Annotated in this window: 11 protein-coding genes; 7 read left to right on the top strand and 4 right to left on the bottom strand. The window is 59.8% G+C overall.

Annotated elements, in window-relative coordinates:
- Positions 1–16 precede the first annotated feature (16 nt).
- Entirely contained in the window at positions 17–790 is a 774-nt protein-coding gene (ubiG, locus tag ABQ278_RS02085; RefSeq protein ID WP_349320986.1) for a bifunctional 2-polyprenyl-6-hydroxyphenol methylase/3-demethylubiquinol 3-O-methyltransferase UbiG, read from the bottom strand.
- Between the two features lie 272 nt (positions 791–1,062).
- On the opposite strand from ubiG, the gene ABQ278_RS02090 reads away from it, so the two are divergent.
- The 6 genes from ABQ278_RS02090 to ABQ278_RS02115 all read left to right on the top strand — a co-directional run bounded on the left by ABQ278_RS02090 (position 1,063) and on the right by ABQ278_RS02115 (position 10,776).
- The gene (locus tag ABQ278_RS02090) at positions 1,063–2,331 is read left to right on the top strand and encodes an aspartate kinase (protein ID WP_349320987.1); all 1,269 of its coding nucleotides are present in this window, start codon (positions 1,063–1,065) and stop codon (positions 2,329–2,331) included.
- A gap of 170 nt (positions 2,332–2,501) precedes the next feature.
- The gene (locus ABQ278_RS02095; protein WP_349320988.1) at positions 2,502–4,193 is read left to right on the top strand and encodes a methyl-accepting chemotaxis protein; all 1,692 of its coding nucleotides are present in this window, start codon (positions 2,502–2,504) and stop codon (positions 4,191–4,193) included.
- A 209-nt stretch (positions 4,194–4,402) separates the two neighbouring features.
- Entirely contained in the window at positions 4,403–5,293 is an 891-nt protein-coding gene (locus ABQ278_RS02100) for a HAMP domain-containing protein (RefSeq protein ID WP_349320989.1), read from the top strand.
- Positions 5,286–6,089 (top strand): methyl-accepting chemotaxis protein, encoded by an 804-nt coding sequence (locus tag ABQ278_RS02105; protein WP_349320990.1) that lies wholly within the window; start codon positions 5,286–5,288, stop codon positions 6,087–6,089. Before ABQ278_RS02100 ends, ABQ278_RS02105 begins: the two co-directional genes overlap by 8 nt.
- Before the next feature lie 194 nt (positions 6,090–6,283).
- On the top strand, positions 6,284–8,539 hold the full coding sequence (ptsP, locus tag ABQ278_RS02110; protein ID WP_349322199.1) for a phosphoenolpyruvate--protein phosphotransferase: 2,256 nt from the start codon (positions 6,284–6,286) through the stop codon (positions 8,537–8,539).
- A 167-nt stretch (positions 8,540–8,706) separates the two neighbouring features.
- Positions 8,707–10,776, top strand: a complete 2,070-nt coding sequence (locus ABQ278_RS02115) for a thioredoxin family protein (RefSeq protein ID WP_349320991.1) — start codon at positions 8,707–8,709, stop codon at positions 10,774–10,776.
- 18 nt (positions 10,777–10,794) lie between these two features.
- Here ABQ278_RS02115 and ABQ278_RS02120 read toward each other — a convergent pair whose 3' ends face one another.
- Positions 10,795–11,436, bottom strand: a complete 642-nt coding sequence (locus ABQ278_RS02120) for a TetR-like C-terminal domain-containing protein (RefSeq protein WP_349320992.1) — start codon at positions 11,434–11,436, stop codon at positions 10,795–10,797.
- A gap of 250 nt (positions 11,437–11,686) precedes the next feature.
- On the opposite strand from ABQ278_RS02120, the gene ABQ278_RS02125 reads away from it, so the two are divergent.
- A complete protein-coding gene (locus ABQ278_RS02125; protein WP_349320993.1) occupies positions 11,687–11,914 on the top strand; it encodes a hypothetical protein in 228 nt (75 codons plus the stop codon).
- 128 nt (positions 11,915–12,042) lie between these two features.
- Here the strand turns inward: ABQ278_RS02125 and ABQ278_RS02130 are convergent, their stop codons facing one another.
- A complete protein-coding gene (locus ABQ278_RS02130) occupies positions 12,043–13,125 on the bottom strand; it encodes an IS5 family transposase (protein ID WP_349320246.1) in 1,083 nt (360 codons plus the stop codon).
- Between the two features lie 95 nt (positions 13,126–13,220).
- A complete protein-coding gene (locus ABQ278_RS02135) occupies positions 13,221–13,598 on the bottom strand; it encodes a hypothetical protein (protein ID WP_349320994.1) in 378 nt (125 codons plus the stop codon).
- Between the last annotated feature and the right edge of the window lie 25 nt (positions 13,599–13,623).

Raw genomic sequence — 13,623 nt, forward strand, 5'->3', positions numbered from 1 at the left:
TGTCTTGTTTACGGATTTAAAACGCGGCCGTAACCGGATATTTCGCGACCACCATGTAGTTCACATCGGTATCCTCCGACAAGGCCCATTCCTGCGTCAGCGGGTTATAAGTGACGCCGACGGGGGGCTCAGGCACCAGATCGGTACCGTCGAGGAAGGATGCGATCTCGCCAGGCATCAGGAACTTGTTCCAGTCGTGTGTGCCCTTGGGTACCCATTGCAGCACATATTCGGCGCCGACTATGGCCAGGGCGTGCGCCTTGATGGTGCGGTTGAGCGTCGCCACGAAGAGCAGACCGCCTGGTTTCACCAGCGAAGCGCAGGTCTTGAGGAAGGCCTCCGGATCGCTGACGTGCTCGATCACCTCCATGGTCAGCACCACATCGTAAAGCGGCTCACCCGAAGCGGCCAGTTGCTCGACCGTCTGGTTGAGGTAACGAATATCGAGCCCGCCCTGAGTGGCGTGGGCCGCCGCCGTGCCGATGTTCTTTTCCGAGGCATCGAGGCCGGTAACAGTAAAGCCCATGCGGCGCATCGGTTCGCTCAGCAGTCCGCCGCCGCAGCCAACATCGAGCAGGCGCAAGCCCCCAAACGGTGCGCGCTCGCGGAAACTGCGTTCGAAGTGCTCAAGGCAGGTCTCGCGGACGAACTTCACGCGGGTCGGGTTGAAGCGGTGCAAGGGCGCGAATTCCCCTTTGACGTCCCACCATTTGGCGGCCAGCGCCGAAAAGCGCGACACTTCGTCTTCGTCGATAGAAAAGCCGGCCGCGTTCCCAGAATCCGTTATCATATCCGAAGTCCTCCAAATCCCCTTGAATTTGGCAAGGGCAAGTGCCCGCCGTCACATGTAAACGTGCTAGCGCTTCGCTGTTTGAGCACAGTGCTGCGAGCCCGCGCGGCACCTGAGCGCAAAATGTTTAGCGTTTCGGTCATTTTGACTGCCTATTTCTCATCTTTTGTCGCCGGAATCGGCCTTGCGGCACAGGGGCTTAACCGCTAATTAGGCCGCGCAATAAGTCAGGACAAGGATAGAACCCTGTCCGTCAGAAAGAAAGTGGCGAAATGACGCGGTTAGTGATGAAGTTCGGCGGCACCTCCATGGCCGACCTCGAACGCATCCGCAGGGCGGCAAGACTGGTGGCGGCAGAGGTCGATGCCGGTCACAAGGTGGCGGTGGTCGTGTCGGCCATGGCCGGCAAGACCAACGAGCTGGTCGCCTGGACGGATGGCGCGGGCCAGCCCACGGGCAAGGCCGCCGAAGTGCATGCTGACAGCGACGACGAATACGATGTGGTCGTGGCTTCGGGTGAACAGGTGACCGCAGGCCTGCTGGCCATCACCCTGCGCAATCTCGGTTATCCGGCGCGCTCGATGATGGGTTGGCAGGTGCCGATCAAGACCTCGATGCTGCACGCCAAGGCGCGTATCGCCGATTTCCCGGCCGATAACCTGATCAACGCCATGGATTCGGGTCAGATCGTCGTCGTCCCCGGCTTTCAGGGTATCAGCGATGATGGCCGCATCACCACGCTTGGCCGTGGCGGTTCGGATACCTCTGCCGTCGCCGTAGCGATCGCCGCCCAGGCCATCCGCTGCGACATCTATACCGATGTCGATGGGGTCTACACGACCGACCCGCGCATCGAAGCCAAGGCCAAGCGCCTCGATAAGATATCCTTCGAGGAAATGCTTGAAATGGCCTCGCTCGGCGCCAAGGTGCTGCAGACGCGTTCGGTCGAACTGGCCATGGCCTACCGCATGCCGGTGCGCGTGCTCTCATCCTTCGTCGAACCCGGCGAAAACCTTAATCAAGGCACCCTGGTGTGCGACGAGGAAGAAATCGTGGAAAAACATATCGTTTCCGGCGTGGCCTACAGCCGTGATGAGGCCAAGATCACCCTTCTGGGCCTGCCCAACAAGATCGGCGTTTCGGCCGCCATCTTCGGTCGTCTGGCCGCCGCCAATATCAATGTCGACATGATCGTCCAGTCGGAAAAGCGCTCCGGTGATTACGCCAACCAGCTTTTCACCGTTGGTCGTCGTGATGCTCTGCGTGCCGCCGAGATCATGAACGAGGCCAAGGTCGATATCGGTTTTGACGACCTCAAGGTGGACGAGGGCGTGTCGAAGATTTCGATCGTCGGCGTCGGCATGCGTTCGCACACCGGCGTGGCGGAGACCATGTTCCGCGCCCTTTCGGAAAAGGGCATCAATATCCAGGTCATATCGACCTCGGAAATCAAGATCTCGGTCCTGATCGACGAAGCCTACACTGAACTGGCCGTGCGGGCCTTGCACGCGGCATATGGCCTCGACAAAATTGGCGCCTGATCTGAGCGTTGCTTAGGCGAATATGTATGTGCGTAAACAAAGCCCCGCTGCGTGAGCCGCGGGGTTTTCCATGAGCTAAAACAATGTGTGATGAATTAAGTTACAATTAACCCGATACCGCTTATTTGTGCCCCGGTATTTTCGCATAATGCGTTTTGGGGATGGTTCATATGTACAATAATCTTCGCATGATCGGTAAGGTTGTCGTACTCTTGATGTTGCTGGGTTTGGTTAGTCTCGGGGCCACTGTTTTCGCCACTTCCAGGATGCGCGTTATCAACGATAGTTACAGTGAGATTATCGCCAAGCCGGAAAAAGGCGTGGTCGCCATGGCGCGGGCCAACCGTCAAGTCGTTTCGATCATCAGTTCCATCTATATGAAGGCCACGGCGGTGACCGAAGCCGATAATGCTACTGCGGAATTCGATCGCACGGCCGCCATAGCCAAATACGATACCTATCTCGATGCTGCCGTGGCGACCCTGCCGGAGAAGGCGGCGGAACTGACAGGCATAAAAGCCGCGCTGCACGCCGCGCTGGAGGGCGCTTGCGCCGTGACGATCCAGCACGCCTCCTCGCTTGATCCAGCCGCCAACGCGCAAGCCGCCGCGTCCATGAATGCAAGCTGTCATCCCGAATTGAAGGCCGTCTCTGCCCGTATTACCAAGATGGTCGACGATACTGTCCTTCATCTTGACGCTGTCAGCGACAAGACATCGAAGGACACTACCGAAATCATCATCGTGACCTATGCTGCCGTGTTGACAGGCCTGGCACTTGTGCTCGGCCTTGCAATCTGGCTGACCCGCTCCGGGATTGTCGCCCCGATCCGCGCCCTTACGGACACCATGCAGAGTCTAACTCATGGACAGTTCGATACGCAGGTTGCGGGACAGAACCGCCGTGATGAACTAGGGGCAATGGCCGTCGCGGTCGAGGTCTTCCGCAAGGGGCTGATCGAAGCTGAAGAGATGCGCGAAGCAACTCGCAGCGGCGAACAGGCGGCGGCCGCGCGTATGAAGCGCGAACTTGAGGTCTTCAACCGCTTCCAGGAGCGCATGGGCGCCTTGGCCGATGCCTTCGTCCGTTCGTCGGCTGAGGTTTCCGATGCTGCGCAGAGCCTGGCCACCACGGCCGAGGAAACCTCGCGTCAGGCGGGCGTCGTTTCGGGCGCTGCCGAAGAGGCCGCTATCAATGTCCAGACCGTCGCTGCCGCCACCGAAGAAATGGCCATGTCGGTGCGTGAAATCAACGGACAGGTGGGGCGCACTGCCGAGGTGGCGCATGAAGCGGCCAGCGAGGCAGGCCGCACCGAGGCGGATATCCGCATTCTTGCCGAAGCCGCTGAGGGCATTGGTGAAGTGGTGAACCTGATCAATGACATTGCCGCCCAAACCAATCTGCTGGCCCTCAATGCGACCATTGAGGCGGCGCGCGCCGGTGATGCCGGCAAGGGTTTTGCGGTCGTCGCTTCCGAGGTCAAGGCGCTAGCCACACAGACTGCCCGGGCTACCAAGGATATCGGTAACAAGGTGCAGCAGATTCAAAGCGCTACAGAACGCACCGTCGTCTCTATCGAAAAGATTGTCACAACCATCAGCGATATTCGCAGCATCTCGACCATCCTGGCCTCGGCGGTGGAACAGCAGGGCACCGCCACGCAGGAGATCGCCGGCAATACGGCGCAGGCCGCTGATGGCGCGCAGGCCGTGACCGAGAATATCTTCGGCGTTGGGCGCGCGGCCGAAATGACCGGCGCGGCGAGTACCCAGCTTATGGGGCTGTCCGGCCATCTGACCGATCAGGCAGCGGATCTGCAGCAAGAGGTGCAGGCTTTCGTGGCGCAACTCCGCGCGTCTTGAAAGCGCCCTTGCTCCTTAAAGCCCGTCCTTAAAAGGAACTGCGTTTAATCTGAGGTAATATAAAACCATTTCCTCTCGGGTTAAGTCAGCGTTAACAACAGTTTGTTACAACTTTAAGTCTATAACGTTCAGAGAAGCTATTCCGGGTGACGGGATGAGGCGTTGTTTGAGATCGCCGGGCGTACAGTACGAGTTGTAAGGGGTTTCGAATGTCTTTGAAAAATATACCCATGCTTGGCAAGATATTGAGTTTGCTGGGTTGTCTTGGGCTTGTCGCCATTTTGGCGGTCGCGTTCGCCACGTCCCGTATGCACGCCATCAGCGCCGACTACAGCGCCGTGATCTCCGGACCGGGTGTCGCTTCGGTTGATATGGAGCGCGCCAGCAAGAACATCCTGCGTGTTGAGACAGCCTTTTATAAGCTGGTGTCGTCGAGTGATCCCAACGATATCGCCAGCGCCAACACTGAGATGAAACAGGCGCAAAGCTCCTTTTCCAAGGAAACAAGCGAGGCCATGAAGGCTCTGCCGTCTGAAGCGAAACGCATCGCAGGCATTCAGGCCAGTTATAACACTGCGATTGACGAAACCTGCGCCGAAACGAAGGCCCTTGCCGAGAAGGGCGATGATGTCGACGCCCTGCGCCTGATGCAATCTAAATGCGATCCCGCCATCGCCCAACTGGAAAAGACCATGGCGGTGGTGGTCGATGAAACCATTGCGGCCAATGCCGCCGCTTCCGCCGCCGCCGGCGAAGATACGCGCCAGACCATCGGCACGACCTGGGCCGGTGTCGGCATCGGTCTGGTTCTTGTGATGCTGGTCGCCGTGATGGTGACGCGCCTGAGCATCGTCCGGCCCCTGTCGAACCTCAACGCCACCATGACCTCGATGGACAAGGGTACGCTCGACGTGAGCGTGCCCGGTCAGGAGCGTAAGGATGAACTGGGTGGCATGGCACGCACCCTCGAAGCCTTCCGCAAGGGACTGGAAGAGGCTGTCAGCTTGCGTGAGGCGGCAGAAACCGCCAAGGCGGCCGAGCTGCAGCGCCTGCAACGCGAACGCCAGGTGGTCGAGTTCGTTCCAGGGCAAGATGGTTAATCTTGCCGATTCTTTCGTCCGCTCCTCCTCCGAAGTGTCCGATGCGGCGCAGAGCCTTTCCGCGACCGCCGAGGAGACCTCGCGTCAGGCGCAGGTCGTCACCGGCGCGGCCGAGGAAGCCGCCAGCAATGTCCAGACCGTCGCCGCCGCCACAGAGGAAATGGCCGCTTCGGTGCATGAGATCAACGCTCAGGTGGTGCGTGCGGCGCAGGTCGCCACTGAGGCCGCCGATGAGATTGGCAATACCGAGGTTGAAATCCGCGCCCTTTCCGAAGCGGCGGCGGGCATCGGAGCCGTGGTCAAGCTCATCCACGATATCGCCTCCCAGACCAATCTTCTGGCGCTCAACGCCACAATCGAGGCCGCCCGCGCCGGTGAGGCCGGAAAGGGTTTCGCCGTTGTCGCCTCCGAGGTCAAGACCCTGGCCACGCAGACGGCAAGCGCCACCAAGGATATCGGTGACAGGGTCGATCAGATACAGGAGGCCACCGAGCGCACGGTCAGTTCGATTGGTAAGATCGTTGCCACGATCAATGACATGCGCAATATCTCCGCCAATATCGCCTCCGCGGTCGAGCAGCAGGGGGCGGCGACGCATGAGATTGCCGGCAATACGGCGAAGGCGTCAGACGGGACGCATCAGGTGACCGAAAACATCTTTGGCGTTGGTCGCGCGGCCGAAATGACCGGAGCCGCCTCGACGCAACTGATGGGGCTGTCCGGAGACCTGAGCGAGCAGGCCGGCGATCTGCAAAAAGAAGTGCAGAATTTTGTCAAAAGCCTGCGTGCGGCGTGACTTTCCTCTATTTGTATCAAACTGTTAAACCAATGTGATTGTAACCGGTTCGTGACTTGCCTTGGTGTAACGCCAGCCGCTAGACAGCGCGCACAAGAAGTTCCAAACTAGGGATATGGATTGCGGTGCCGCATGAGGCGCGCCAAAAGGGACGTGATGTGGGTAAGCTGGGGCCGCTAGAGGAAATTCCGAAGATGCCGGGCGCCGTGCGCGGCCAGCGCGGCCTGCTGCGCCAGATCCGTGAAACGATGGAAGAGGGCCAGTCGGCCCAGTCGCGTCTCGATACGGTGGTGCGCATCATCGCCTCCTCAATGGTGGCCGAGGTGTGCTCGATCTATCTGCGGCGCACCTCTGAGGAGCTCGAACTCTTCGCCACCGAGGGCCTGAACATCGAGGCCGTCCACAAGACGCGGATGCGTCTCTCAGAAGGTCTGGTCGGTGAAGTGGCGCGCGCCGGTGCACCGCTCAACCTCATGGATGCCCCGGCGCATCCGAGCTTCTCCTACCGTCCGGAAACCGGCGAAGATCCTTATCGATCCTTCCTGGGCGTGCCCCTGCTGCGCGGTGGCCGCACCATCGGTGTGCTGGTCGTGCAGAACATGGCTGCGCGCCGCTACGAGGAAGATGAGGTCGAAGACCTGCAGATCATCGCCATGGTGCTGTCCGAGATCGTGACGGCGGGCGAGCTGGTCGGGCTCGAAGAACTGAAGGACATCGAACTTGCGCCCCAGAAGCCGGAGCGTCTGAAGGGTTCGATTTTCGCCGACGGTATTAGCATCGGCACGGTCATCCTGCACGAAGTGCCGGTCACCTCCGATCATTTGCTGAGCGACAATTCGGTGGTCGAGGAGGTGCGCCTCAACGATGCCATCGTGTCCCTGCGTGAGCAGATCGACGCCATGTTCGAGGGCACCCATGGCCTTGCCGGGCCTACGTTTGACGTGCTCGAAACCTACCGCATGTTCGCGCACTCGACGAGCTGGGTGCGCAACCTGACCGAGGCCGTGCGCAACGGCCTGACGGCGGAGGCGGCGGTCGATCGCGTGCGTAACGAACAGCGCGCCAAGCTCAACAACGCCCGTGACGCCTATATGCGCGAGCGCCTGCACGATCTCGAAGACCTGGCCAATCGCCTCTTGCGCGTGCTGGCCGGCGTCATCACGACGGCGCGGGAGATCCCCGAAAACTCGATCCTGGTCGCCCGTGATCTCGGTCCGGCCGATCTGCTCGAATACGATCGCACCCGCCTCAAGGGCATTTTGCTCGAAGAGGGCTCGGCCTCGAACCATGCCGCCATCGTGGCACGCGCCCTGCAAATCCCGTGTGTCGGCCGCCTGCAAGCCTTGCGTGACCGCGTGTCACAGGGCGATCAGGTCATCGTCGACGGAGAAACCGGCGAGGCTTATCTGCGGCCACGGCCGGATATTATCGACGCCGCCCTGGCGCGTATCGATGTCCGTACCCAGCAGCGCGCCGAATTCAGCAAGATCAAGGATGTCGAGGCTGTCACGCGCGATGGCCACCGCATCACCATGCTGATGAACGCGGGCCTCGAATTCGATATCGAAATCATGAACGAGACCGGCGCTGAGGGCATCGGCCTGTTCCGCACCGAATTTCAGTTCATGGTGTCGGACGATCTGCCGCGCCTCAAGCGCCAGACCGAGCTTTACGAGCGCATCATGGATGGCGCCGGCGACCGTCCTGTCACCTTCCGCACGCTCGATCTCGGCGGGGACAAAATCCTGCCCTATATGGAGATGGAGCGCGAGGAAAACCCGGCGCTTGGCTGGCGCGCCATCCGCATGGGGCTCGATCGCCCGGCCTTGCTGCGGATGCAACTTCGCGCCCTGATCACGGCGGCGAGGGGGCGCGAGCTGCGCATCATGTTCCCCATGGTCGCCTCGATCGATGAGTTCCGTCAGGCGCGCGAGATGGTCGATGTGGAATGCGCCTGGGCCAAACGACGTGGACGTCCGCTGCCGGCGCTTCTGCGTGTAGGGGCCATGATCGAATGCCCGTCGCTGCTGTTCCATCTTGATGCGCTGTTACCGCTGGTCGATTTCGCCTCGGTCGGCACCAACGACCTGATGCAGTATCTCTTCGCCGCCGACCGCACCAATCCGAAGATGTCGGATCGCTACGATCCGCTGTCGCCGCCTTTCCTGACGGCGCTGTCGATGATCCAGAAGGCCGCCAGGGACTCAGGCACGCCGGTCTCGGTGTGCGGTGAAATTGCCGGCCGTCCGCTTGAGGCCTTTGTGCTGATCGCGCTCGGTTTTGACCGCCTGTCCATGCCGCCCGCCGGTCTGGGGCAGGTGAAGCGCATGATCCTGTCGTGCGATCGTGAGGCCGCCAACAAGGCGATCAACAAGCTGATGTCGAGCTCCAACGGCAGTTTGCGCAACGAGGTCTTGTCGCTCGCCCGCAAGCTGGACCTGGATATGTAAAAATGCGATTTTTGGCCAAGACCTCGTCTCAAACCTCACATTTTTACGCGCCGATGTCTTGTCGCTACAGGAAGTGGGGTTTTCGCGCTTTGTAGCTGAAAATTTGTGTCACCAAACGGCCGCTTCCGACGTATAGAGAGACGAAACCAATTCTAAACGGGTGGCGTGTGTCTTCAGTTCTTCGCTTTGTCGTCTGTCTTTTCCTGCTGTGCTTTGCCCTGCCCACACAGGCGGAAGAGGGCAAATCCGCTCATATCACCGCCCGTCTGATCGCGGAATCAGCGACCGTGGCCCCCAATGGCGACATTACTCTGGCGCTTGACTATACGCCCGCGCCGGGCTGGCACACCTACTGGATCAATCCCGGCGATACCGGACTGCCGCCGCGTTTCAAATGGAACCTGCCCGATGGCCTGAGCGTGGCGGATGCGCAGTTCCCCGCGCCGGAACTGCTGCCGACCTTTGGGTTGGTGAGTTACGGCTTCAACGGCCAGACCGTCCTGCTGATCCCCGCTCATAACGGCTCGAAACTGACGGCGGGCGATATCCTGCCGATCAAGGCGCATATCGATTTCCTCGTCTGCGCCGATGTCTGTATTCCCGAAAGCCTCGATGTCAGCCTCAATCTCAAGGTCGGTGCGCCGAAACCGGGACCAGATGCCGGGGTGATTAAAAAGGCGGTCAAAGAGTTACCGTGGGGTACAGAAGATAGGAAAGGTACAATCAATATCAAAGACGGTATGGTCGAGATTGGTATTCCTCTTGCCCCCATAAATGCGCAAGGCGCGTATTTCTTCCCAAAGCAGGCCAATGTGCTACTTCCGTCCGCGCCGCAAGCGTTGGATATCGGTGCAAAAGGATTCAGTCTGCACGTTAAGGCGGCAGGTGCAGCCTTGCCAGAGGGTGACTTGTCCGGTGTATTGAAACTGGCAGATGGTATGGCATATGATATTGTGCTGACGCGTGCACCCCTGTCACCCTCGGTGCATGGCCTTGGCGCGGCACCGGCAAGCCAGACCGACACCACATTGGCCGGTGTGCTGATTGCCATGGCTTTCGCCTTTGTCGGCGGACTGATCCTCAACCTGATGCCATGTGTGTTCCCGGTGCTCTCCATGAAGTTGCTCAGCCTGGCGCGTTCCGGCCACGATAAGGGACTGGCGCAACAGGAAGCCTTGTTTTATGGCGCGGGCACAATCATTACTTTCGTCAGTCTGGCCCTGATCCTGACCGCGGCGCGTCTGTTCGGACAGTCGATTGGGTGGGGTTTTCAGCTCCAGAGCTCCTACGTTACTGCAGGCTTAAGCCTGATCATGCTTCTGGTAGCGCTCAATATGTCCGGCCTGTTCGAGGTCGGCGCATCGCTGCAAGCCGTTGGTGGTCTTCAGGTGTCTGCCAACCGCCCACGTCTTGGTGCCTTCCTGACCGGCGTGCTGGCCGTGGTCGTCGCCGCACCCTGCACCGCGCCCTTCATGGCCACCGCCATCGGCGTGGCGCTGGCGCAAGGTGGCCTTGTGTCTTTTGCCATCTTCGTGGCGCTTGGCGTCGGTTTCGCCCTGCCATTCGTGGTCCTGACCTACCTGATCACCCTGGTGCCGGCCGTAGCCAAGGCCCTGCCGAAGCCCGGCAAGTGGATGGATATTCTCAAACACGCCCTGTCTTTGTTGATGTACGCCGCCTGCCTGTGGCTGATCTGGGTGTTCGCCCAGCAGGTGCAGGTTTACGGCGTGATCCTGCTGGCGTTTGCGCTGGTGCTGGTCGTTATCGCCGTGCTCAAAAGTCCGCTGCCGAAATTCATCAAGCCGGTGGTGCTGGTCGGCGGTCTTGTGCTGTGCGGGCTGGCGGCCTCGCTGCCGCGTGCTGAAAAGGCGCCGCCGGCCTCATCCGGACTGATGGCGCATAAGGTGTTCAGCACCGAGGGCCTGGCCGCTTTGCGCGCCGAGGGCAAACCGGTGTTTGTCGATCTCACGGCCGCCTGGTGCGTCACCTGCAAGGTCAATGAACGCCTTGTCCTGACCACGCCGGAATTTGAAAAAGCCGTCAATGCCACCGGCACGGTCTATATGGTCGGCGACTGGACCAATCAGGACGCCGAGATCGCTCATTACCTGACGCTGTTTGGACGTTCGGGCGTGCCGCTCTATGTCTATTACGGGCCAAATAACGCCGAGCCTGTGGTTCTGCCGCAGATCCTCAAGACGGCGGACGTGGTCAAGCTGGTGCGCGCCGGAACATAAGGGCTTCGTCCATGCGCCTTAGGATACCCCGCACGCCGAGCGGACAAGCCAGCTAATCTCCTCGGCCTGTTGTTGCGCCGGCACCGCGATCAGGCGTTCCTCCAGCCCGATATAGATGACGCCGTGCACGGCCGAGAACAGGGTGCGCGCGCGGACGGTCAGGGCCTCGGCGGACAGATGCGGCATGACGACCGATAGCGGTTCGCCGACATACCGGAACAGACGAAGCTGATCCTGCGCCGCCCATTCCGGCAAGGGCGCGGATATCCGCACCTCGAACATCATCCGCCACAGGGGCAGGTTCTCTCTCGCGAACCTGAGATAGGTCTCTGCCACCGCCACCAGGCGCTCCACGGCCTCGGTGCGGCTGGTCATCGGCAAATGCCCCGTTTGCTGCGCGAAGGCGGCATCCAGACGGCTTTGCGTGCGCGCCGTCACCAGCAGCAACAAAGCGTCCATGTCCTGCACGATATTATAGAGCCCGCCGAGCGCCACGCCGATATCGGCCGCCAGATCACGCGCCTTGAGGCCATGCGTGCCCGATTCGCAGATGCGCTTTTCCGCCGCAGCGATCAACGCCCCCAATTGCGCCTGACGGCGATCGGCGGTGGTCGCGCTGGCAGGTTTTGCCGAAGCTTTAACAGGGGTTTTGGTGGGCATGGCAACAATTCTCAATAATTTTGAACAAAGTTCATAAAATGACTTGAACGACGTTCAAAGCGGAGCTATACAGATTTTGTGAACGGCGTTCATATCATGGTTCGCCCCCATGAGAAAGGGCTTAGTTCACACGTACTTCCGGAGTTTGGGGGGCCAGAATATCGGTCCGGATAAACGGGGGGTATTGCACTGTGAAGCGTAACGGGCGGCGGCATTGGGCCGTCGCCCGCCTCCTCTGAGGATTTTTGAGATGAAACGCCTGATCTTTATCGCCGTTACTGCGGTGGCTGTTGTGGTCGCTTTTCAGGCCGCCAGCGCCAATCTGCGCGCATTCAGTATGCCGGACCGCGACTGGGATCGTGATATGGCGCTGATGAGCAATGACCTGCCTAAACTGCTTAAATATCAGCCGGTCGATGGCGCCAGCTACGCCGGTAGGGTGCGAAAGATCATGGACCCGGCGACGGTGCGGCCTTAAGCCTTAGCAGTCTGCTGAAAAAGGCTTTGCCTTTGGCCTTTCCGCATTTTTGCGTAAGTCTCTTGGTCTTTTATGGGTCTTCATTCGTTGTTGTTTTTGTTGCTTTCCTAAATTTAGACGGACCTCTCCTATGCGGTTAGCAACTTGGGTATCCGGATGAGGTTGTAGGCTATGAGATTGAGCAGAAAATCTCCAGCTACAGCTTCAAGGCCGCGATGCTTTGTCTTACGCATCGTGCCGTGCTGCTTGCCCCAACCGAAGATGCACTCGATCATCTTTCGCCGGGTCTGTGACATTGCGTAGCCATCGCTGGCGGCCGTTTCATCGTCGATGATGGTCGTTCTGGTCTTGCCGGTTTTAGTCGTGGCGTTATTACGGGCGACATGCGGCTCCACGCCAAGATTGCGTAAGGCTTCGCCATGTGCAGCGACATCATAAGCCTTGTCTTCGCCTACGGTCGCCGGCTTGCCGGTGTGCTTGACCCTAACCGCCAGCATGGCTTCGGATGCCTCGCGCTCGGCCGTGCCGGTGGCTTGGGTGACAACGCTACCAACCGCCAGTCCGTTGCGGTTCTCCATCAGCGCGTGGCCCATGTAGCACAGCTTCGCTTCACGGCCCTGAGCCTTGCGGTACAAGCGGCTGTCGCCATCGGTCGTCGAGACGTGGGTGTCATTGCCGCGTTTCTGATTATGGAAGTCAGACCCGTCCGTATCGTCCGGCCCGTCCTTCGGCTTGAAGCTCTTGAACGAAGCCCAGGCTTCAATCAGCGTGCCATCGACTGAGAAATGCTCGTCCGAGAGTAAGGGCGTAACCTTTGGGTGGCACAGCAAGGCCGTCATGAACTTCGTAAAAACATCACCCTTCTGCAGGCGCTCACGGTTCTTGGTGAATGTCGTCGCCACCCACACAGCCGCGTCGGGTGACAAGCCCACGAACCATCGAAACAGAAGGTTGTAATCCAACTGCTCCATCAACTGGCGTTCCGAGCGGACGCCGTAGAACACCTGCAGAAGCAAGGCGCTCAGTAACTGTTCCGGTGGAATGGAAGGGCGCCCTTCCTCCGAATACATCGCCGAAAAGTCCGCGTTCAGGTCGACCAGAACCGAGCGAACCAACTCACGAACCTTGCGAAGAGGATGCGTATCCGGAACGCGTTCTTCCAACGATATGTACGAAAATAATCCGCCCTGATCCCGAAACTCGCCACGCATTGGTTGCTCCTTCTCGCTCAAGAAGGGAATCACGGCAAAATCAAAATGACCAGAGGTTTTTCAGCAGACTGTTAGAGCACTTTTCGGAAAGCGCCCTAAGGCCCCGTGTTGAAAAACAGAGTGCACATGGCGGTGAGGCGGTCGCGCTCGCCATAGGTAAAGTGGAAGATCGCCGTGGAGTTGGAGAGAGCGAACAGGCCGCCCCTGCCGCGATCGCTGATGACATAGATCTCGGAATCGAAATCGCGCCTGTCACGCGACGCGACGTGATTGGCGTCGATATCATCGCGCAGGATGGAATCGACCTCCAGCCGGGTCATGCCCAGATGCACCTTGGCGCGCATCTCGATATCGCTGGTGCGCACCGTTTCGCTGGGCTCAAAGCCGGTGACGCGGCACGGCTCAGCCGCCATGACGGGCACGGACGTCAGCAGCGCCACGAAGGCGAATAAGGTGGCAATGATACGTGGCATGATGCGCGGGGCTCTCCCAGGGGCA

The sequence above is a fragment of the Asticcacaulis sp. MM231 genome (genome assembly GCF_964186625.1).
Lineage (GTDB): Bacteria > Pseudomonadota > Alphaproteobacteria > Caulobacterales > Caulobacteraceae > Asticcacaulis.

Excerpts from the sequence above, each read along its gene's own strand:
- ABQ278_RS02120 (WP_349320992.1), bottom strand. The coding sequence starts at position 11,436 with ATGCCCACCAAAACCCCTGTTAAAGCTTCGGCAAAACCTGCCAGCGCG.
- ABQ278_RS02135 (WP_349320994.1), bottom strand. The coding sequence starts at position 13,598 with ATGCCACGTATCATTGCCACCTTATTCGCCTTCGTGGCGCTGCTGACG.
- ptsP (WP_349322199.1), top strand. The coding sequence starts at position 6,284 with ATGCCGGGCGCCGTGCGCGGCCAGCGCGGCCTGCTGCGCCAGATCCGT.
- ABQ278_RS02100 (WP_349320989.1), top strand. The coding sequence starts at position 4,403 with ATGTCTTTGAAAAATATACCCATGCTTGGCAAGATATTGAGTTTGCTG.
- ubiG (WP_349320986.1), bottom strand. The coding sequence starts at position 790 with ATGATAACGGATTCTGGGAACGCGGCCGGCTTTTCTATCGACGAAGAC.
- ABQ278_RS02095 (WP_349320988.1), top strand. The coding sequence starts at position 2,502 with ATGTACAATAATCTTCGCATGATCGGTAAGGTTGTCGTACTCTTGATG.
- ABQ278_RS02125 (WP_349320993.1), top strand. The coding sequence starts at position 11,687 with ATGAAACGCCTGATCTTTATCGCCGTTACTGCGGTGGCTGTTGTGGTC.
- ABQ278_RS02130 (WP_349320246.1), bottom strand. The coding sequence starts at position 13,125 with ATGCGTGGCGAGTTTCGGGATCAGGGCGGATTATTTTCGTACATATCG.
- ABQ278_RS02105 (WP_349320990.1), top strand. The coding sequence starts at position 5,286 with ATGGTTAATCTTGCCGATTCTTTCGTCCGCTCCTCCTCCGAAGTGTCC.
- ABQ278_RS02090 (WP_349320987.1), top strand. The coding sequence starts at position 1,063 with ATGACGCGGTTAGTGATGAAGTTCGGCGGCACCTCCATGGCCGACCTC.